An 18,814-nucleotide genomic window follows, 5' to 3' on the forward strand; every position below is an offset into this window, starting at 1 on the left:
CACCGCCCGGACTGATGCCGGTGCCACACTCATTGCTCTGAGTGGGAGAAGGAGATGGCATGGGGTTCGGTTTCCGCGTCGGTGTGCCCGGGATGAGTGTGCGGGTCTCCACCCGTGGGGTGCGCACCTCACTGGGGCCGCGAGCAGCCCGGATCAGTGTGGGCAGCGGTGGCGCTCGCCTCTCGTCTGGACTCGGCCCGTTCTACGCCTCCAGTTCCCTGCGCGGTGGAAGCGGTCGCCGCACCAGCACCCGGCGCAGTCGGTCTCGCTCTGTCGCGCCGTCAGCCGCGCAGCTCGATCGCGTGCGTCGGCAGGCGGAGCGAGCGCACCAGGAAGCTCAGCGAGATGCCGCGATCGCGCAGTTGACTGCGCTTCGGGAGCAGACGACGACGGTGCATCTGCAGACTTTCCCTGCCCTCCAGCCGCCCGTTATTGGCCCTCCTCCCGAGCTCGGTCTGGCGTGGGCACGCTCCGAAGCTCAGGCCTTCCATCTGCAGGGCATCGGGCGTCTGGCACGTTCCGAACGCAGTGCCGCCAAGACGCGTGCAGCGCAGGATGCGCCGGGTTATCTGGCCGCCGAGCAGGCGCGTTTGCACAGCGTCTTCGAAGTCGTGCGCGGCGAGGCGGACCGGTGGTGGCACTCGCTCCTGGCCAATAACGAGGAGACCGTCTGTGAGGCGGTGAACACGGCGTTCTCCGACAATCCGGCGGCCGGGTGCGCGGTTGGAGTCGATGGGTCGGTGATGAGTGTCGTCATGCGTCAGCAGGATCTGGATGCGCTGCCGGACCAAGCCCCAGGCCTCACGCCCAATGGACGGCCCACCCTGAAGAGACTGAGCAAGCGGGAGCGCACCCTTTGGTGGCTCACCTCCATGGGCTCCAACATCGTGGCCACGCTCAAGGAGGGCTTTGCTACGGCACCCTCCATCACGGCGATCGACCTGGCCGTCCTGACCCGTCTGCCCGACAGCCAGCGCCTGGGGTTCGTGGCTTTCGGACGCTGGTCGCGTCACGCGGTCGACACCACGCCGTGGCGTGACGCCCAGGACGCTCTGCGCTTTTTGGACATCGGCCAGGACGTGGCCTGCTCGGTGAAGACCACGGCGTCGGGCAACCTCTCCAGCGTCCTCAAGCCGCTCGATGTCAGCCGCACCCGAGGTCTGCAGGTTCTCCTCGACCACCTGCAGGAGGAAACGGATACTCCCGAGGCGAACCTGTCGGATCTGGATGTCACCCTGCAGACGCGCGGCGCCGACGACGGCCAGAGCCAGCCGCTCACAGTGCAGCAGACACCGTACGAAATCCGTCCCTTCGCCGAGTGGAAAGCCCAGACCACGCCACCAGTCACGCCCTCACCCCCCACAGCAGGCCGACCACACCAGCAGCCCCGTACACCAGCCACCCTGGTTCCCGGGCAGACCGTCGTCCTGCCCGAAGAAGCATGGCAAGGCCTCCATGTTGCTTTCACGTTCGCCGGCGCGGACGCAGACCTCACTTTGCTGCTGACCGATGCGGACAGCCAAGTCGCCCAGGACGAGGACTTCGTCTTCTACAACCAGCCCACCGCAGCCAATGGCGCAGCCCGACTGCTGGGCAAGCAGTCCCTCCCGTCTCACATCCAGGAACGGGCCACACTCCACCTCAGCGCACTGCCCCCGCACGTGCATCGGATCATCGTCTCCATCAACATGGATGTCGACACCAGACTGCCCTGCTCCGCACTCACGCACGCCTCGCTGCACATCGAGTGCGACAGCGCCGCCTGGACATTCCAGCCACCCGCCGACCCCACCATCCGTGCCATGGTCATCGCCGAGATCTACCGCCACCACGCACAGGGCACACCCATCTGGAAACTCCGAGCCATCGGCCAGGGCTGGGCCGACGGACTCGACGGACTGGCCCGCGCCTACGGAGTCGACGTCGAATAGAGCCACGGCAAGAGTCCTGGCAGGAGGAGCCGACGAGCTCACCCACATGCGCTGCAACGGGCGTGCCCTGCGCAACCTGGGATGCTCCGAGACCGCGACCGCCCGCCCTCCCCTCAACGCAAAGCCTGGGATGAACCCTGCCTCCATCGTCGGCTGTCCGGACGCGCTCCGGCCTGCAGGTCTCATGGCGCCGTATCCCGACAGTTCTCGGCCAGTCACGCCGAAACGCGACACCGCGCCTTCCTGGCTTTGCAATGCTCCGTACACGGGAGACAGCCCGTCGCAGTAAAGATCGGGGGATAGGGCGTGGCAGGTCGAGATGGCCAGTATTACCGGGCCGGGCACTGGGTGAAGCGGTCAGGTTCCACCGGCAAGAGCAAGGCGGCCAAGAAGTCCACCGCCGTCGTGGTGGTGGGGCTGCTGGCCATGCTGGCGTGGATGGGTTTCGCCAACGATTCCGACGCCCAGGACCCCCAACCGGGGCCGTCTCCCACAGCTACGGCCAGCCGCTGACGTAAAGAGTGGCGGCGCCGCGGCGCCAAGCCGCGCGCAGCCCCGGCCCCGCGGCGCAGGCACGTCAGGAGCTGGTGCCCCTGCGACGCAGGCGGGCGTACCAGCCGCGTGTGGGCGTCGGCTCCGGCTCGGGAGTCGGTGCGTGCTGTTCCAGAGTTCGCAGGCGTTTCCAGGCCGCTTCCCATGCTGCGCATTGGCGGTCCGACAGGCCGCAGGCGGCGAGATAGCTGCGGGTTGTCTTCCATGTGCGGGGCAGGGTGGTGCGGTTCAGGAGCTGGCTGATGGTTGACGCTGCGACGGCCGGTTCTGTCCGCTCGCTCACTGCGGGGATCGTCAGACCGGTGAGCGCGCGGACTTCGGCGAGTGCCTCCAGGAAGGCCAGCGGCGTATGGAAGGTGCACGGGTCGGGCCAGGGGGTCTTGACTCCGCGGACTCCGGCGGGGCGCCGTGGCGGGCGATAGGCAGGGTTGCGGGCCAGGGCGAGGCGGCCAGCGGTGTTGCGGATTCGTTTTTGAGGTTCGGGCAGGTTCTGCGCGACCAGTTGGCGGCGCACCTGCTGGTAGACCAGTTCCAGGTCCAGCTCCCGCTCGGGACCGGGCACTCCCTGCTCGAGAGTCTTCAGGAGTTGTCCGGTGAACGCGGTGTAGGTCTGTCCCGGGGGTGCCAGAGCGGGACTGTTGTCGGGTGCGGCGGCCAGCAGGTAGCTGCCGTCGATCTCGGCCTGGTCCGCCAGGGTGTCGCTGCCCATCAGCCCCAGGGCGCGTCCGCTCATGCAGCAGTCGAGGATGACGACGCACCGCTGGGCGGGCGAGCTGAGGATGATCTCGCGCAGAGCCTGGTGGGTGACGCCGGTGTAGCTCCATCCGGACTGGGAGCCGGGCAGGCCGAAAAAGAGCTCTCCGCGGCCGTCGAGCAGCCCGTGGCCAGCGAAGTACACCAGCAGGGTGTCCTCGGCCTCCTCCGCCGCCCGCTTCACCGGATCGAGCATGTCCGGCGTGGACGCCGGGTCCGCGACCACGGTGCAGTGCTCGGCAGCCAGACGCCAGGAAAGAGGGCCGGTCAGCACCGCGGCGAGCGCCGGCAGGTTCCGCGTGGCTGCCGGCAGCGCCTCCAGGTGGGTATAGGCGCCGACACCGACCAGGACCGCCCGGGTCAGCCCCGGATCCGGAAGAGCGCTCATGACGGACGCTGCTCCCCATCCCGCTGGGCCTGCTCCAGCCGGTGCACCAGCCGTGCGATTTCCTCGTCCGTCCCCTCCAGCAAAGTGATCTCCACGTCGCCGCGGCGCACCGTCACCCGGGGCTGGCGGGGCCGCGTCCGGCGCCAGGTGACAACCGACAGAGCGAAAGCAGCGGCGCTCCACCCGTTGCCCGTGACAAGCTCCAGCACGTCCAGGGTGGACCCCATGGTCCCGGATGCGGCGGGTGCCTCCCTCAGACCGACACGCGCCGTCCTGCGCACCGCAGGCTCCCGACGCAGCCAGTCGCGCAACGACCGCAACTCGTCCTCCTGCTGCGGCCCGTCGATGCATACATCCAACTGCACTGTCTTCCCCCTGAGTTCGCGCGCTACATGGTGGTGTGCCCGCTGATCCTCCCCTCCGCAGGCAGCCTGCAACCGGCAGCAGCACAGTTGTGTCGATCACGTTCGTCTTCCCTGGTCAGAGGCCATTCCCGCAGCCGTGGACACGGCCCCGAGCCGTCTGGCCTGAGGAGGTACGACGCGTGGTGCAGCTCTCGGCACCATAGGGAGCCGCCGTCCTACGCAGGAGAGCCACACCCAGCGGACTTTCTCCAGTCCATCTGGTGTGGCTGTCCGTAGCACCTAGATTTGGGTCATGGACGCTCTCAACTGGCTTGCGGCCGCCGTCGCCCTGGGCAGCGCAGCGACGGCGGCGGTCCTGGGGTACTGGCAGCAGCGCCGGATACGGCAGGCGGAGCGGCTGGACTACATGGATCGCTACGGTGCTTCGCTGGCCTGGGCGACATTCGATCTGCAGAGTCGCCTGTTCACCATCCTCACGGGCCACGAGCGGGACACGAGCCCGGGACCGGCCCAGGGTTATCTCACCGTCTGTCTGGTGCACGGCAGCGAGCGGGAAGCCGAACTTGCGCGACGCAGCACGGTGTTCGTCGTCGCCGAGTACCTGGGATGGGTGGAGATTCTCCGCCGTGACCTCCAGTTCCTCAACCTCGGCAACAGCGGTGGAAACCGCAGGGTCATGACGCAGCTGTATCGCATCGCGGAGACCTTCAACGGCTTGTACAACCGGCGCGAGGCACTGCGGCTCTTCCGTATCCAGCAGCGCGCCATCGGGGCAGTGATGATCCACCCGGACAGCGAACCAGGGCGTCGTCACTGCCTCGGCTACACAGAGTTCTGCGCACTGCTCGACACCGACAACGCCTTCGCCGCATGGTTCACCGAGCTGCTCACAGACGTGGACACGATCGCGGCAGATCCCACGCCCGCGCTGCCCCGCCTGCGGGCCCTGCAGCAGCAGTTGGTCGAGCTCATCGACCTTCTGGACCGGGACGCCGTGCGGTTCCCTCAATTCCACCGCAAGGTGTACGCAAACGTAGCCGGGAACTACGGCTCCTAAGGAAGACCTCGCGTGTCTCGGCTTTGGCAGGCGCGGCATAGGTTTGCACGGCCTGTAGGTGGAGCACGGTGTACCTGATGTCGCGCCGGGTGCCGCCGGTGTTCGGCCGCAAGTGGGTAACCACGCCAAGCAAGTGGTCGATCCCATTGGGCACCGGCGCGAAGGCCTGGGCGCGGAAGTCTGTCAGGTCCTGTTCAGCATGCGGGATACCCCGGCGACGACAGTGGTGGTGAGGAGCCAGCCGATGGCAATCAGCAGGTAGGACAGCCATTGCGCGGTCCCTGTCCAATGCCATACGGTGCGCTGGCCGAAGTCGCCGATCGGGAAGAGCAAGTCGACGGTGTAGACGAAGGCATTGAACGGGTCACCTTCCCCCTGCTTCGTCCGGACGGGCGAGTAGGCGCTGAACGCCAGGGTGCCGAGCAAGGAGAGTGCAGCCAGCCACAGGCCAGCCAGCCAGGGGCGATAGCCGTACCCGACTGTGGCATCGAGCAGGTATCCCCAGGCGCGCCCTGCAGGGTGCAGGGTCCGACGGCGGTGACGCTGCTTCTCCAACAGCACCCGACGGGCGGCATCGTCGTGGCCAGCCTGCCAGTAGCAGGTGGCCAGTTGCTCGTAGGGCTGCGGGGCATAGCCAGGGTTGCGACGGATCCACGCCAAGCGGTACGCCACGTCTTCCTGCAGGGAATTCTTATCGGAGCGGAGGGAGCCGTAGACGAAGCCGTCCATCCGTACCTCCTTTGGCCAACTTTGCTCTCGGTCCTGCAAAGTGGTGGCCCTGACGCCCTGAAGGTCCACCGCTCCCGTCGGCGGTGCGGCAAGCGTGAAGTCGAAGGTGCCTGTTTGCATCCCCACGCCGAGCAGCGCCGTGTCACCGGCGCCGAGGGTGGCTCCGTTCAACGTCAACTGGTTCGATATCTGAGCGCCCCGCATCCGCAGGGTTCCAGCCGCATGGAAGCCTCCGGACAAAGTCACGACCGTGGCGGTGATGCCGTCCGCGTTGAGTGCTACGCCGCCCAGGCTCTCCAGGCGTGCTCCCCGCATGTGCAGGCCACCGGGCAACTGCGCACCCGGCAGCCGCACACCGCCGTATGCGGTGAAGCCGTCCCGGCAGAAGATGCCGCCGCCCATGACCAGACCTCCCGCCCACACCGCCCATTTCCCGGGCGCCGATATCCGCGCCCCGTCCAGATCCAGCTCTCCGGCTACGCGAGCGTTCATGAGGGACAGGCGGCCCGCTTCCATCACGGAGCCGTTCAGGTCGAGGTGTCCCTCGATGCGGCCCAGTTCGGCGTCAACTCCGGGTACCCAGCTGTCCGTGATCCGGATCGTTCGTGTCGATGCTCCGTAGAAGTTGGCTGTGTGCTCCAGCCAGCATTCCTTCAGCCAGAGCACGTGGCCGATCTCCCCACCCGCCAGGTCGAGGTGGCCAGTGATCCGTGCGCCAGCGAGGCGAAGGGAAGCGACGCTACCTGAGCGCACTTCGTCGGCGCTTAGCAGAAGGGCAGACACCACCGCGGCGCGGACCGTGCGCTCGGGTTCCCACTGCGCTCCCCCGCGGGGGTTATCGCGCTCAGGCGTTCCGGTGCGCAGATCCACCCAACGCCCCTCCGGGAAGGAGTCCCACAACTCTCTTTCGGCAGAGGCCAGTTCGTCATAGACCAACACCGCAACAGGCTACGGCCTGTCCCACACCAGCCGCATGCGGCTGACATGATCTCGCCGTGGCCGGTGATGACTGACACAACGAGCACGGGCCTGAGGCGCAGGCCACGTGATGGGCCGAGTCGACGTCGCTGCGTGCCTACCGTCGTGAACTCGCGGACGGCTATCGCTTCGTGGCGGCCACGGCTGCTATGGAATGTTTCTCTGGTCGGCCTACGGACGCCACTCCTGGCGCTACTGGGAGTGCTCGGCGTAGGACTGTGCCAGCACTGGGAGCGCTTACCCGAGCCCTGCGTGACGTGAATCCGCCGAGTCCATCGCCTTGTAGACCCTGGCCAGCATGTCGACCAGATCGAGCATGGGCAGGTGGCTGTCGAGGAGGGCGTCGCCGCCGAAGCGGTGGGCCACCTCGGCATAGGCGTGGTTGTCCTCCATGTTGCAGGCCCGAAGGAACTTCACGAGGTCGTCCATGGGTTGATCTTCGCGCAGGGGCAAGGGCCATCAGGTGGGTTCACCGTGATCAGTTCAGCTGCGGAGCTGGGTCACCTACGGGCCCGGATAAGGATGACAGCGAGGTGGAGTGCGGCCTGGTAAGCGATGGCGAGCTTGTCCGTCCGCAGGGCCAGACCGCGCCACTGCTTGAGCCGGTTGATGCAACGCTCGACCTCGTTGCGCTGCTTGCACGCCTCGGCGTCCAAGGCCGGAGGGCGACCGCCGGCGCGACCTCGCCGCAGACGGTGACCAACCTGATCGGACGGCTGCGGGATGACGGCACGGATTCCTCGCCAGCGCGGCTGGCCGCGGATCGCACGGGACCAATACGCGCGATCCGCCAGGACGGGGTGGGGCGAGACTCCCGGCTCTCACCACCCGGATCTGTGTCGGCCCGATGTCATCTGCCGTTGCGGGCCCCTCGATCTCCTGACCGCATCCGAACCATCTAGGACCGAAACTGGCCTAGTTGACTCCTACCGTGACGCCACTGGCACCCCAGCAACTCACACAAGGCGGTCACCATGACGAGCAACGAGACGATCACCCGTGTACACGCCGAGCCCGCCACCCCGGCCGTCACCGGCGAGGCCGCCGACTGGCTCCAAGGGCTGGCCAAGCAGCGGCATTTCCTCCGGTTCACCACACGCGACCTCACCGACGAGCAGGCAGGCCTGCGGACCACCGCCAGCGAACTGTGCCTGGGCGGATTGATCAAGCACGTCACCCGGGTGGAGCGGAGCTGGGTGACCTTCATCCAGCACGGCCCGTCCGCGATGCCCGACTTCACGGCGATGACGCAGGCGGACTGGGCCGAGCGAGCGGCGACCTTCCGCATGCTGTCCGGCGAGACGCTGGCGGGCGTCCTCGCCGACTACACAAAGGCGGCGCACGACACTGACGCCGTGGTCGCTTCCCTGCCCGACCTGGACGTGTCCTGGCCACTGCCGAAAGCTCCGTGGAACGAGCCCGGGACCTCCTGGTCGATCCGTCGCGTTCTGATCCACCTGATCGCCGAAACGGCCCAGCACTGCGGTCACGCCGACATCATCCGCGAGTCCCTGGACGGCGCGCAGAGCATGGCATAGCGAGCCGGACTCCGCTCAACCCGGCACAGAGACCGGACGCCGAACCAGAGCCGTACGACAGCCCGCCCGAATTCTGCACGGGCGGGCTGCCCACGCCCTCCGCGACACGGGCGTCCTCGCCAGCATCTTCGCCGAAGGCGGTCCTGCGATACGGCCGACGGACGGGCTGGTTGATGAAGAGGGCCGCGCCGGCCGGGGCCGAGGGCTCTCTTGCCCGTACGGCAGTCCTGTCCCGCAGGCTCCCCGCAGGACGAACTGCCACACGTAACGGCTAGTGCCGACTGCAAGAGGAAAGCGACCGCCTGCATCCGTGATGTCCGGGCATCTGGTGCTGTGAAGTCGTCTGCCGCGGAGATCGAGTATCGGCGCGGCAACCCCGAAAGGCGTCCCCACACTCATCGCCAACTGAGCCAGCACAGCCGCGACGGAACTATGCGCACAGCGTCAGCGTCCATCCCGACATACAAGATCACGGATGACGACGGAGACCTGGGACATGACAGACACATCCACTCGATACCTCTACCTCGCCCGGCACGGTGAAGCCTCAGCGGACGAGACGACCCTGACGGAAAGCGGCCGGCGCCAAGCCGTTCTGCTCGGTGAACGGCTCCAGAGCACTCCGCTTTCGGCGATCTACCACGGGCCGCTGCCTCGGGCACAGCAGACGGCCCAACTGATCAGCGCACAACTTGACGCCGTCCCACTGCACCAGTCGGAACCGGCCGGCGACTACGTCCCCTACCTTCCTACGAAGGAGGAGTTGCCGCCGGATTCGGCCGAAGCCATGCTCGGCTTCCTCGCTCAGGTTCCGGAAGAGGAGCGCAACCTTGGTCCAGCACTGGCCCGGGAAGCACTCGCAGAATTCACAGGCCCGGTCGACGGCGATCGCCCCCGCCATGATCTGGTCGTCACCCACAACTTCCTCATCGGATGGCTGATCCGGGCCGCCCTCGACGCGCCCGCGTGGCGCTGGATGGGCCTCAACCACGGCAACGCAGCTCTGACGGCCATCCGATACGCACCCGGCAGGCCGTCCTCCGTGCTCTTCTACAACGACATGCGACACCTGCCCGCGGAACTGCGCTGGACCGGCTTCCCGCCCGAACTCCACATCTGACCAAGCTGGCCCTCTGTCCGGACTTATCTGAGACCGGCCAGCAAGGCGGCCTTCGCCCTTACGGAACCGGCTGCGTGGGTTCAACGTCTCGTTCCGTACTGGCGAGCAGTTGGGGGTGCTGTGACATCTGACGATGGTTCGTGGTGGGTGATCTTTGCTGCCTCGATCGGGGCAACTGTCGTCCTCGGCGCGATCCTTCTCTCCGCGGTTGCCGCCGTCGCGCTCGGCATTGGCTGGGTGAAACGCAGGCGCGGGCGGTAGCCCGGCATCACAGATGAGCTCATGTGCTACCGCAGCGCGAGAGTTCCCGCAAACTGCGATGGGTGTGGCGTGCCGCAGGGGACAAGGGCTCCTGTCTTCCCTGGGCGGCTAGGTTGTTGAACGGCGAGCCAGTTGATCGGAGGAGCATGTGAGCGTCCAACTGTCTGTGGGGGCGACCGCGTCGCTGCCTGCCCTGAGGCTACGCCCCTGGCAAGTGGACGACGTTGACTCTCTTATGTCCGCGCATCAGGACCCTGACCTGCGTCGTTGGCTAACGCACACGATCAGCGACGATGTTGATGCTCATCGCTGGATCGACAGCCAGCATCAGGAGTGGGCCGCCGGCAGCCGATTCAGCTTCGCCGTTATGGAAGACGGAGGGGAAGGCTTCGCTGCGGTGGCCGGCCATGTGACGGTGAAGATCGGTGATGACAATTCCGCGGAAGTGGGCTACTGGACAGCGGCCGAGGCTCGAGGGCAAGGGCTGGCCTCCCGAGCCCTGGAGGCAGTGGTGCGGTGGGCCTTCAGCGAGCATTCTCCCGTAGCGGTGGCGCGACTGGATTTGCTCCACGCGGTGGGCAACCGTGCCTCGTGTCGTGTGGCTGGGAGATGCGGTTTCGACCTCGAAGCGATCCTGCCTGCTCAGCCGCCCGCGTTTCCGACCGAGGGTCATCTGCATGTCCGCCACAAGTCCTGAGGGGCTCGTGCGGCTCGCGATCAAGCGGTGAGGGTGTAAGCCCGCTGCTCAGGAGTGGGATGGAGACGCTCGTGCTCGCGGGCGAGATGGGTGCGCCAGTAGGTGTCGAGGTGGCCGTTGGAGACAACGGCACGCAGCCTCAGGACAGCTTCGCCCCTGTGAAGGCCCAGCGGGCACCGGCGATGTCGAGTCGGTCACCGATCAATATCTGAACTTGCCTGAACGGTACTCAGGCGATCGATGTCAATGCTCGCATTGGAGTTCGTGGTAGGTGCGGAAGTCGAAGAAGCGTAGGCCGCCGATCACGGTGCCGGACTCGATTTCCTGCAGAGTCCAGGGGTGGTCGGAGTAGTCGTCAAATGCAACACCACCGTGTTGTAGTAGCTGCGCGACCAGCCGGTGAATCTCTGCGGTGCCGTCGATCCGTCCCGAGATATCGATCTGCACCGCCCAGCCGGGGTGATGTCCGACAGCCGCGACAAGGACCGCAACCTCGTCGGGATCCCAGTCTGAGAAGAACTGCCCGGATTCCTCGTCGTCAATGTCGATGTAGAGGTTGCCGTCGAGGCTCCACGGGTCACGATGTTGCGGCAGGTGCTGATCGAGCGAGGCGACGGTCTCAGCTCGCCCACCTGCAGGGAACACAAACACGCTGCGCATGGGCTGGAGCGTAGGTGGTGCAGGTGCGTCATGGCCATGGGAATTTTGGGCTGGTGCGGGTCGGCAAGTGATCGCTAGATGAACCAGCGCGAGGCCGATCCATCCCTCGGCATCAGGGCGCGATCCGGTACTCGTGGTGATGGCGTGCAGGGCGGCGTTGTGGCTAGGGCCGCGCGCAATTTGGCTCCACCCATTGCGACTCCAACTGGCCCCATTGCGGGGAGGAATCGCGAAGAGCAGGCGTCGCGAAGTGGCCCCGGAAGGCGGCTCGATCTGGGCCGTGGGGGCATCGTGGACAGACGTCGGTAAATGTGTCGCGTGGTGCTCAAAGCGCCGGGATACTGCCTCGGTGATCCCTACTGCGCTGCCTGAACTGCTTCGTCCCCGTGCGCTGAGGCCCGGAGATCTCGTCGTTGTCGCATCGCTGTCCGGGCCGCTCCATTCCATTTACGAGCCCGACCTTGAGCAGGCAGTGTTCGTGCTGGAACGGATGGGGTTCCGCGTGCGTCGGGCGCCGCTCCTCAAGGCGGGACGGCACCGTTGGTGGAGTGCAGCTCGACCGGAGGAGATCGCCGAAGAGCTCAATGCTCTTCTGCGGGATCCCGAAGTGCGCGCGGTTGTCGCGCATGACGGCGGCCAGACGGTGCTCGGTTACCTCGACCTGATCGATGTCGACGCGATCGTGGCCGACCCCAAGCCGATCCTCGGCTACAGCGACATCTCGCTGCTGCATCTGGTGCTCTACGCGCGCACGGGTCTGGTCGGCTTCCATGCCGACGTGGCCACCCCAGGAATCGGCGGTCATTGGCAGCGCGCGAGCCCAGCGCGAAGGGCGGAACTCGAAAAGCTCTACTCGACACTGCTGACAAGTACGGAGCCGATCGGTGCGCTGCCGGCCACTCCGTCGTGGGAGTGCTGGCGTGCCGGTCGCACCGAGGGCCGGCTGATCGGAGGGGTGATCAACCGCATCGTGCTGGCGCAGGCGACGCCCTACGCGCTGCCGCCCGAATGGTTCGACGGCGCGGTGCTGTTCTGGGAGGAGTTCGGCGGCCAGGCAGCATATGTGTGGAGCTATCTGCAGGTGCTGCGGCACGCGGGCATCCTCGATCGGATCGCCGGCATGGTCGTGGGCATTCCGGAGGAGATCGACGGACTCGACTCGCCCGACGGGGCCCCGACCCTGCGCGAGATCGTCCTCGACGTCCTCGGCGACCGTGACATTCCGGTCCTGGGTAACGTCGAGTTCGGACATGCCGGACCGAATCTGCCGATGCCGGTCGGCATCCGCGTCGCTCTCGACGCGCAGCAGCGAACGTTGTCGCTGCTCGAACCGGCGGTACGCCCGGTCACGGTGACCGAACCCGGCGGCTGAGCAGCCGAGACCAGCGGGTCGAAAGCCTCGGCAGCACGCGCAGCCATGCGGGTACGGCGACAGTATTGGGACGGCTCAGGGCTAATTCAGCCCGTTGGTACGGCGGTCGAGTGCGAGGTAGCCGAGTTCGTCGATTTCGAGCAGGTCGACACGTCCGTAGCAGGCGATGGTCTTGCCGAGCTGCTTGTCGTCGGCGGCTTCGACGAGCTCCTTAACCAGGGAAGCCGCAGTCGTGCAGCGGACGCGGAAGCCGGCCATGGCAGCCGCGGTGCCCAAGCCGATCAGCAGGTGGGACTTGCCGGTGCCAGAGTCTCCGATCAGGCACAGCGGGTAGCCCTTGGTGATCCAGTCGCAGGTGGCGCGGCTGTGGATGACGGCCGGATCGACTTTGGGGCTAGCGGTTCCCGGCTTGCTTGCACGACAGGCTGGTTGAACAACTGGCGGCAGGACGATGCGCCGCTCCCTGAGCGAGCCGTGAATGCTAGCTGGGGCTACGGCCGCGCCCCGGCTTCCTGCTCTGCATCCGTCTCTACCTCCGACTCCGCACGGGCCGGCTTCGCGTTCGCCGTCGCCGGCTCGTTGCGCGTCCGCGCGGCCCGGAGAGTCAGCGCGCAGGCGGCGATCAGGCCCACCACCGCGATGCCCGCACCGGACAGGCGCAGCGTGCCGACCGCGCCGATGCCGGCCTCCAGCGGTCCTCCGAGCGCGGTGCCCAGGGGAACCGACAGCACCCGTACGGCGGAACTCGCCGCGAGTGCCTGCGGCAACAGCGCGCTGGGCGTCGAGCGCTGGAAGAGGGTGGTCGACAGCGACGAGTACGGCGGCCAGAGCAGCCCCGCCAGCCCGAAGCAGACGACCGACACGGCCGTCGGGGCACCCAGGCCCAGGGGGAGCATCAGCGCACCGACGCCGATGACGATGCCGACCGTCGTCGGCCACAACTGCCACCGGCTGAGAAAGCCGGTGACCACCGAACCCAGTACCGCGCCGATGCCGAAGGCCGTGTAGAACGCCGCCAGGACACCGGCTGAGGCGCCCAGGTCGTCCGACACGTGCAGCGGGAGCGCCACATACACGGGGCCGAAGAGAAAGAAGAACGCGAAGCTCAGGGCAAGGAGGCCGGAGAGCGCCGGGCTGCGCCGGATCACCGTGAAACCGGCCGTACGCGAGGCCGTGTCGCCCTCGGGCTCCGGGACCGCGTCCTTGGGGACGGCGACGAGGAAAGTCAGCGCCAGGACGAGGAACGTCGTCGCGTCCACGGCCAACACTGTCGCCGGGCCCCCGAAAACGATCAGCAGCGTGGCCAGCGGCGGCCCCACCACCGTCGCGATCGACCCCACACCCGACAGCACGGCGTTGCCCGCCAGGTGGTCGCGCTCCGGCAGCACCCTGGCGATCAGCGTGTAAACACCCGCCTGCCCCCAGGAATGAAGCACGGAGGAGACCGCCAGCAGCGCGACATACCCCTGGATGCTGAGCGCGCCGAAGGCGTGCAGCACCGGGATGGTCCCCAGCGCTCCCGCCCGCAGCGCTGCGTCCCAGCCGGCCAGTTGCGTGGGCGGGCGGTGCCGCAGGAAGCGGCCGAGCAGGAGCGCGCCCACCGCCCCCGACAGGGTGTAGGCGGCCGCCGCCAGCGCCACCCAGAGCCCAAGGTCCGCCGCCGGCGCCAGTTCGATCGCCAGCCAGCTCACCGCAACCACGGCCATGCCGTCACCCAGTGACGAGACGGCGAACCCCGGGAGGACCCGCCGCAGCGTCGGGTGACTGATCACCGGCCAGTACGGCGAAGATCGCATCACACGGCTCAGGTCCGGGCCCACAGGCTGCCTCCACACATTGACGGAACCGACCCCACGACCCTTTCCCAGCGATCGTCACGCGAGGTCGCCTTCACCGTTGGGCGTAAACGTCACGCCCGACGCGAACCGAAACGCTTCGGCAGGCGGGCGTGGCGCGGACGACGAGGAACCAGAGTCCTGGGCCGGTCCGATCTCGGATTTTGAGCGGCCGGCAGGCTGACGCAGTCCGCAGTGGGGCTGGCGCTTGTCGTCTGCAGGAAGAGTGCCGCGCGTCGGAGTCCAGGGCGCGCTGAATTCTTTCCAAGTCTTGGTCCGCTGGAAGGTCAGGCCGTGGCGCGCGAGCAGGCAGCGCAGGGTCTCGCAGCCGATGCGTATCGGACGGACGACGTTGCGCCGCAGATGGTCGGCGAACTTACGAATCGACCAGCGAGTGAAGGGCCTGACGAGCTTGGTGGGGCGGGTGGTGGCCGTCTGGATGACGAACTCCTCGTCGTCATCCGTGAGCAGGCGGGGGCGGCTTCCCGCCCACCGAGAGGCCAAGCAGGCCAGCCTGATCTCGTTGAAGCGGTGGATGACGTCGCGGCCGCTGTCCTCGTCCGCCTGCACCACATTTGCGATCACCGTGCCGGCTGCGGGTCCTCCTGTACGACAACGAGCTGATCGTGTTCGACGGCCGCACCGATGTCGCCCGCCACCAGCACCTTGGAAAGGCCGGCGGCACGTGTCTGTTGCTGGATCACTATCTGGAGGCGCTGATACGCAAACCGGGGCGTTTCCCGGATCGATCGCGTTGGAACAGACTCGCTCCGCGGGCCTGTTCACCCCGGTCCACGAAAAATGGTGGGGAGGCCAAGGCTGCGATCCGCCAGGTCGCCAGCACCCCGAGCCCTGATCGATATGCCTCTGCTGACGAGGCACATGGACGACGAGCAGGTTGTGGCTGGCCTCACCGCCGCCTACTGGGCCGGGGCACTGACCGCGGACGCGGTCGCTCTGGAGGCCTGCAAAGTCGCCGAGAGCGAAAGTGAACCTTCACCTTCGCTCACGACGTCGCGCAGGGCCAAGACGAACGGTGTGAGCGCGTCGGTGACGTTCCTCGCGGACTGCAAGCTGGCCCATCTGCACCCTGACAACCGGCTGTTGCCGTCGTTCGCCCCCCCTACGACCGACTCCTCAAACGGCCCGGCCACGCGGACGGCAGGAAAGAAGGCTCATGAATCCACGCAAGGGCGGGCTGACAGAAGAAGTCGACACCGCCTCCATCGACCAGGCATGCCGCATGCTGCGACTGCCCTCCATCCGTCAGCAGTTCAAGGACATGAGCGATGCGGCGGCCCGATGTCGTATCAGCCGTCACTCGCCGAGTTGCTGATGGCCGAGTCCGACAACCGGGCGCGGCGCCGCTCCGAACGCCGGATCCGGGCTGCCGCGTCCCCGCGGGAGAAGTCGCTGCGGGCCTTCGACTTCGAGGCCAACCCCAACGTCGATTCTGCCACCGTCAACACGCTCACGACCTGCGAGTGGGTCAAGAAATGCGAGCCGCTCTGCCTGATTGGCGTCTCCGGCACAGGTAATCCCACCTGCCGATCGCACTCGGAACCGAGGCCGCCATGCAGGGCTTCCGCGTCCGTTACGTACCGTCCACGAAGTTGGTCAACGAGCTGGTCGAGACGGCCGATGACGAGCAGCTGACCAGGACCATCGCCCGCTACGGCCGTGTCGATCTTTTGTGCATCGATGAGCTCGGATACGAGGAAGTCGACTGGCACGGGGGCGAGTTGCTATTCCAGGTTCTGACCGAACGCGAGGAGAAGAACAGCGTCGCGATCGCCTCCAACGAGTCGTTTTCCGGGTGGCCGAAGACATTCACTGACTCGCGTCTCTGCACGGCCATCGACGACCGGCCCACCTTCAACGGCGCGATCTCCCAGGCCGGCACCGACTCCTACGGCCTCGCCCACACCAGGGCGCAAGCCGAACACACTGGCTGACAGCCCGTCACGGCCGGAGTAATAAGGAGTCTGAACACCTTGCCACCGGCGGAGTTACTCTGAGCCGCTGCCGATCGGCGACAGCGAGCCTTCACCAAAGGATTGGGCATGGCCGTTGAGATGATCCCGGATCGGCCCGGGCGGGAAGCCGCCTTTGAACCGCTCCTTGATGAGCTGTTGCAAATCCTCAGCCCTGTCTGGCCTCATGCAGAGCAGATACTGGACGAGCACCCGCATCGTCGCTGCGAGGCCAAACGCTGGGAGGTCGGACGGGCAGCCGAAGAAAACACTGACCTCACCCGTCAGCACGCCGACCGTTTGATCCACGCGGCTGTGCATGATCAGTGCCGAAGCGGGATCAACCAGCTGATCCGCCCTCTGGTCAAGGCTCTCGGGCACCGCTGGACGCAGGAACAGCTCGTCCGATGCGTTCGCGTCGGCTCGAACGCCCAAAAGGTCGGTGCGACCATGGCCTGGTACTTCTCCCGCCCAGGACTTAAATACGCGTCAATGGACGACTTGCGTACCAGGATCCCCACGCCGGAAAGCAAGGCGGTCCTGGACGCACTGGCCGACCTGCGAGCCGCCTACCGGAACGCAGTCCTGACCGCCTTCCTGAACTGCGAAGATCTCACCACACAGCAGGACCTCTCTCTGTGGATCTCGCTGGAAGCTTCCGGCTATCCCGATGCTCTTCAAGATGATCACCATCGGGTCAAGCAACTCATCCTCGCCGAACCCGATCACTATCGGCTGATGCTTCAACGCTATGGCCACGGCTGACGCCGTCAATCGGATCGAACGACATCCCGGCTAGCATGCCCAAGCATGCCCACCAACTGATTCCACTTCCCACAGACATCGATCACGCAGAGATGCCCTCAATGACTCTCGGCGCCACGACGAAACGACATCCGGGTGAAGTGTCATAGCCACCCTGCACCGCAACTGCATCCGACGCGAGCTGCTGCCAACACCCTTTGAGTGCCGAGGTGGGCACTTGCATCATCGCGGGGCCGTCGACAGCCTTCTGGGCGCAAGCTGCAAGGTGAGCGAAGCTGACTGCTTTATTCAGTGGGTGGTGCTCACTGAGCGCCCGTACGGGGTCGCACAAGATCTACTCGAGGAGCGGGATCGCCCGGGCCAGGTCTCCGGCCGACTGGTAGGCGTAAGCGAGGTTGTTGCAGGCGGTCAGGGTGTCGGGGCGGTCCGCACCGAGCACCCCTGCGATGTCCGACAGGTGCCGCTAGAACAGCGGGACCGCCTGGCCCGGATCCCCCAGCGACCGACGGTGATGAGCGCCACTCGGTCTTGACGCGCCCCCACGCCTGGTCCTGCAGAAAACTGACCGACCGCTGGGCCCGCACGAACGCCACATGCTCGACCGCGCTGATCGGCCCGATGACCGGAATCCCGACTGATGCTCGTACTGTTTCGCTGGAGGACATGCCGCCGGACAAGGCGGCGAAGTGTTGCCCGGGCGTATGCACATCTCGATCCGCCGACGATGTGTCCCCGCCCGGCGGCTCACGCGGCGTTCACCAGTTGATCCCGGCCGCCACCGGCAGATGGTCACTGCCCGTGGCCGGCAACAGCCACGAACTTTTCGGCTCCACACCGCGGACCAGGATCTGGTCGATCCGCGCTACCGGGAACTTGGCCGGCCAGCTGAAGCCGAAGCCATCCCCCGCGACGTCCTGGACCGAGCGCAGCTGCGAGGAGAGTCCGTCGAGCGCATGATCGTCCAAGGTGCCGTTGAAGTCACCCAGCACCAGCACCCGTTCGCTGCGCTCTGCGGCAACCGCCTTGGCTAGCTTCGTCGCGCCGGCGTCGCGCGAATCCGTCCAGAAGCCGCCCCTGGGCATCACCCTCACAGAACCCAGATGCGCCACGTACACCGCCAACGCCCCTTGCTTCGTGGTCACCGTGGTGCGCAGCGCCCGCGGTGTGTCCACCGGGGTGCCCTCGGGGCGCGGTTTCTTGGCCAGTGGCCCGACCATGCCCCTCAGCACGTCGACCGGCCCGGTGGCGGACAGCGGCAGCTTGCTCCACAGTCCGACCGTGCCCTGCACGGTGTGGTGCGGGTACGCCTTCGCGAGCTCCTTCTCGTACGTGCCCTTGGCCTGGTCGGTCAGCTCCTCGAGCGCCAGCAGGTCCGCGCCTGAGGCGGCCAGGTCACGGGCGGTGCCGACCGGATCGCGGTTGTCTGCGGCGACGTTGTGACTGACGACGGTGAGGTCGCTGCCCGTACGGGACTTGTCGCCGAGCAGCCCGCCGAAGAGGCTCACCCAGACCACGGCCGGAAGCAGCAGCGCCGCCACCGCGGTGGCGGAACGGCGCAGGAGCGCCGCTGCGAGGAGCACTGGGACGAACAGACCGAACCATGGCAGGAAGGTCTCCACCAGACTGCTCAGACCGGCCCGGTCCGTGAGCTTCCCGTGCAGCAGCAGAAGCAGGCCGAGCAGCAGCGCGCACGTGGTGAGGACCGGGCCGCGTTTCCACGCCCCGGGCTGTGAGCGGCCCGTGGGCCGGGTTTCTTGGTCATCGACCGCCGGGCTGCCCTGTCCGGTCGGTGCCGTGTGTACATGCGTCATCGTCTGCTCTCGCTCGCTGTTCATCACTG

16 protein-coding genes and 5 pseudogenes are annotated in these 18,814 nt (G+C 66.8%); 10 read left to right on the forward strand and 11 right to left on the reverse strand.

The window, feature by feature from the left end; translation table 11 throughout:
* The first annotated feature begins 392 nt into the window (after positions 1 to 392).
* Both ACFVDP_RS00070 and ACFVDP_RS00075 read left to right on the forward strand, forming a co-directional pair.
* Positions 393 to 1,931, forward strand: a complete 1,539-nt coding sequence (locus ACFVDP_RS00070) for a TerD family protein (protein ID WP_383480674.1) — start codon at positions 393 to 395, stop codon at positions 1,929 to 1,931.
* A gap of 306 nt (positions 1,932 to 2,237) precedes the next feature.
* The gene (locus ACFVDP_RS00075) at positions 2,238 to 2,444 is read left to right on the forward strand and encodes a hypothetical protein (RefSeq protein ID WP_383480677.1); all 207 of its coding nucleotides are present in this window, start codon (positions 2,238 to 2,240) and stop codon (positions 2,442 to 2,444) included.
* A gap of 64 nt (positions 2,445 to 2,508) precedes the next feature.
* On the opposite strand, the gene ACFVDP_RS00080 is transcribed toward ACFVDP_RS00075, so the two are convergent.
* Positions 2,509 to 3,624, reverse strand: coding sequence for a caspase domain-containing protein (locus ACFVDP_RS00080; protein ID WP_383480680.1), 1,116 nt, complete (start codon positions 3,622 to 3,624; stop codon positions 2,509 to 2,511).
* Positions 3,621 to 3,989 (reverse strand): hypothetical protein, encoded by a 369-nt coding sequence (locus ACFVDP_RS00085; RefSeq protein ID WP_383480683.1) that lies wholly within the window; start codon positions 3,987 to 3,989, stop codon positions 3,621 to 3,623. Before ACFVDP_RS00085 ends, ACFVDP_RS00080 begins: the two co-directional genes overlap by 4 nt.
* 292 nt (positions 3,990 to 4,281) lie before the next feature.
* On the opposite strand from ACFVDP_RS00085, the gene ACFVDP_RS00090 reads away from it, so the two are divergent.
* Positions 4,282 to 5,046 (forward strand): hypothetical protein, encoded by a 765-nt coding sequence (locus ACFVDP_RS00090; protein WP_383480686.1) that lies wholly within the window; start codon positions 4,282 to 4,284, stop codon positions 5,044 to 5,046.
* Positions 5,047 to 5,229: 183 nt separating this feature from the next.
* Here ACFVDP_RS00090 and ACFVDP_RS00095 read toward each other — a convergent pair whose 3' ends face one another.
* The 3 genes and pseudogenes from ACFVDP_RS00095 to ACFVDP_RS00105 all read right to left on the reverse strand — a co-directional run.
* Positions 5,230 to 6,714 (reverse strand): oxidoreductase, encoded by a 1,485-nt coding sequence (locus ACFVDP_RS00095; protein WP_383480689.1) that lies wholly within the window; start codon positions 6,712 to 6,714, stop codon positions 5,230 to 5,232.
* Positions 6,715 to 6,990: 276 nt separating this feature from the next.
* The gene (locus tag ACFVDP_RS00100) at positions 6,991 to 7,182 is read right to left on the reverse strand and encodes a hypothetical protein (RefSeq protein ID WP_383480692.1); all 192 of its coding nucleotides are present in this window, start codon (positions 7,180 to 7,182) and stop codon (positions 6,991 to 6,993) included.
* 71 nt (positions 7,183 to 7,253) lie between these two features.
* Positions 7,254 to 7,559, reverse strand: a pseudogene (locus ACFVDP_RS00105) (transposase); the annotation flags it as partial.
* Positions 7,560 to 7,727: 168 nt separating this feature from the next.
* Between ACFVDP_RS00105 and ACFVDP_RS00110 the strand changes: the two are divergent.
* The 4 genes from ACFVDP_RS00110 (at position 7,728) to ACFVDP_RS00125 (ending at position 10,581) form a co-directional block, all read left to right on the forward strand.
* Complete coding sequence (locus ACFVDP_RS00110; protein WP_383480695.1) at positions 7,728 to 8,291, forward strand: DinB family protein; 564 nt, start codon at positions 7,728 to 7,730, stop codon at positions 8,289 to 8,291.
* A 496-nt stretch (positions 8,292 to 8,787) separates the two neighbouring features.
* On the forward strand, positions 8,788 to 9,411 hold the full coding sequence (locus ACFVDP_RS00115) for a histidine phosphatase family protein (RefSeq protein ID WP_383484215.1): 624 nt from the start codon (positions 8,788 to 8,790) through the stop codon (positions 9,409 to 9,411).
* Between the two features lie 427 nt (positions 9,412 to 9,838).
* Positions 9,839 to 10,369: a GNAT family N-acetyltransferase gene (locus tag ACFVDP_RS00120; protein ID WP_383484218.1), complete on the forward strand. Its 531-nt coding sequence runs from the start codon at positions 9,839 to 9,841 to the stop codon at positions 10,367 to 10,369.
* Between the two features lie 59 nt (positions 10,370 to 10,428).
* Positions 10,429 to 10,581, forward strand: coding sequence for a hypothetical protein (locus ACFVDP_RS00125; protein ID WP_383480698.1), 153 nt, complete (start codon positions 10,429 to 10,431; stop codon positions 10,579 to 10,581).
* 31 nt (positions 10,582 to 10,612) lie between these two features.
* Here ACFVDP_RS00125 and ACFVDP_RS00130 read toward each other — a convergent pair whose 3' ends face one another.
* Positions 10,613 to 11,029: a hypothetical protein gene (locus ACFVDP_RS00130; protein ID WP_383480701.1), complete on the reverse strand. Its 417-nt coding sequence runs from the start codon at positions 11,027 to 11,029 to the stop codon at positions 10,613 to 10,615.
* Between the two features lie 349 nt (positions 11,030 to 11,378).
* On the opposite strand from ACFVDP_RS00130, the gene ACFVDP_RS00135 reads away from it, so the two are divergent.
* Entirely contained in the window at positions 11,379 to 12,401 is a 1,023-nt protein-coding gene (locus ACFVDP_RS00135) for an LD-carboxypeptidase (RefSeq protein WP_383480704.1), read from the forward strand.
* Between the two features lie 99 nt (positions 12,402 to 12,500).
* Here the strand turns inward: ACFVDP_RS00135 and ACFVDP_RS00140 are convergent.
* From ACFVDP_RS00140 to ACFVDP_RS00150, 3 genes and pseudogenes are all read right to left on the reverse strand, one after another.
* Positions 12,501 to 12,800: pseudogene (locus ACFVDP_RS00140) on the reverse strand (ATP-binding protein); the annotation flags it as partial.
* A 92-nt stretch (positions 12,801 to 12,892) separates the two neighbouring features.
* Positions 12,893 to 14,197 carry an MFS transporter gene (locus ACFVDP_RS00145; RefSeq protein ID WP_383480707.1) on the reverse strand — a complete coding sequence of 435 codons (1,305 nt, stop codon included), beginning with the start codon at positions 14,195 to 14,197 and terminating at the stop codon, positions 12,893 to 12,895.
* Between the two features lie 297 nt (positions 14,198 to 14,494).
* Positions 14,495 to 14,821: pseudogene (locus ACFVDP_RS00150) on the reverse strand (helix-turn-helix domain-containing protein); the annotation flags it as partial.
* Between the two features lie 592 nt (positions 14,822 to 15,413).
* Between ACFVDP_RS00150 and istB the strand changes: the two are divergent.
* Positions 15,414 to 16,191 (forward strand): annotated as a pseudogene (gene istB, locus ACFVDP_RS00155) (IS21-like element helper ATPase IstB).
* Between the two features lie 108 nt (positions 16,192 to 16,299).
* Positions 16,300 to 16,974 (forward strand): hypothetical protein, encoded by a 675-nt coding sequence (locus ACFVDP_RS00160; protein ID WP_383480710.1) that lies wholly within the window; start codon positions 16,300 to 16,302, stop codon positions 16,972 to 16,974.
* Positions 16,975 to 17,489: 515 nt separating this feature from the next.
* Here the strand turns inward: ACFVDP_RS00160 and ACFVDP_RS00165 are convergent.
* Positions 17,490 to 17,639: pseudogene (locus tag ACFVDP_RS00165) on the reverse strand (peptidoglycan bridge formation protein FemAB); the annotation flags it as partial.
* Positions 17,640 to 17,729: 90 nt separating this feature from the next.
* A complete protein-coding gene (locus tag ACFVDP_RS00170) occupies positions 17,730 to 18,785 on the reverse strand; it encodes an endonuclease/exonuclease/phosphatase family protein (RefSeq protein WP_383480713.1) in 1,056 nt (351 codons plus the stop codon).
* Between the last annotated feature and the right edge of the window lie 29 nt (positions 18,786 to 18,814).

This window comes from Streptomyces sp. NPDC057694, from assembly GCF_042799415.1.
Lineage (GTDB): Bacteria > Actinomycetota > Actinomycetes > Streptomycetales > Streptomycetaceae > Streptomyces.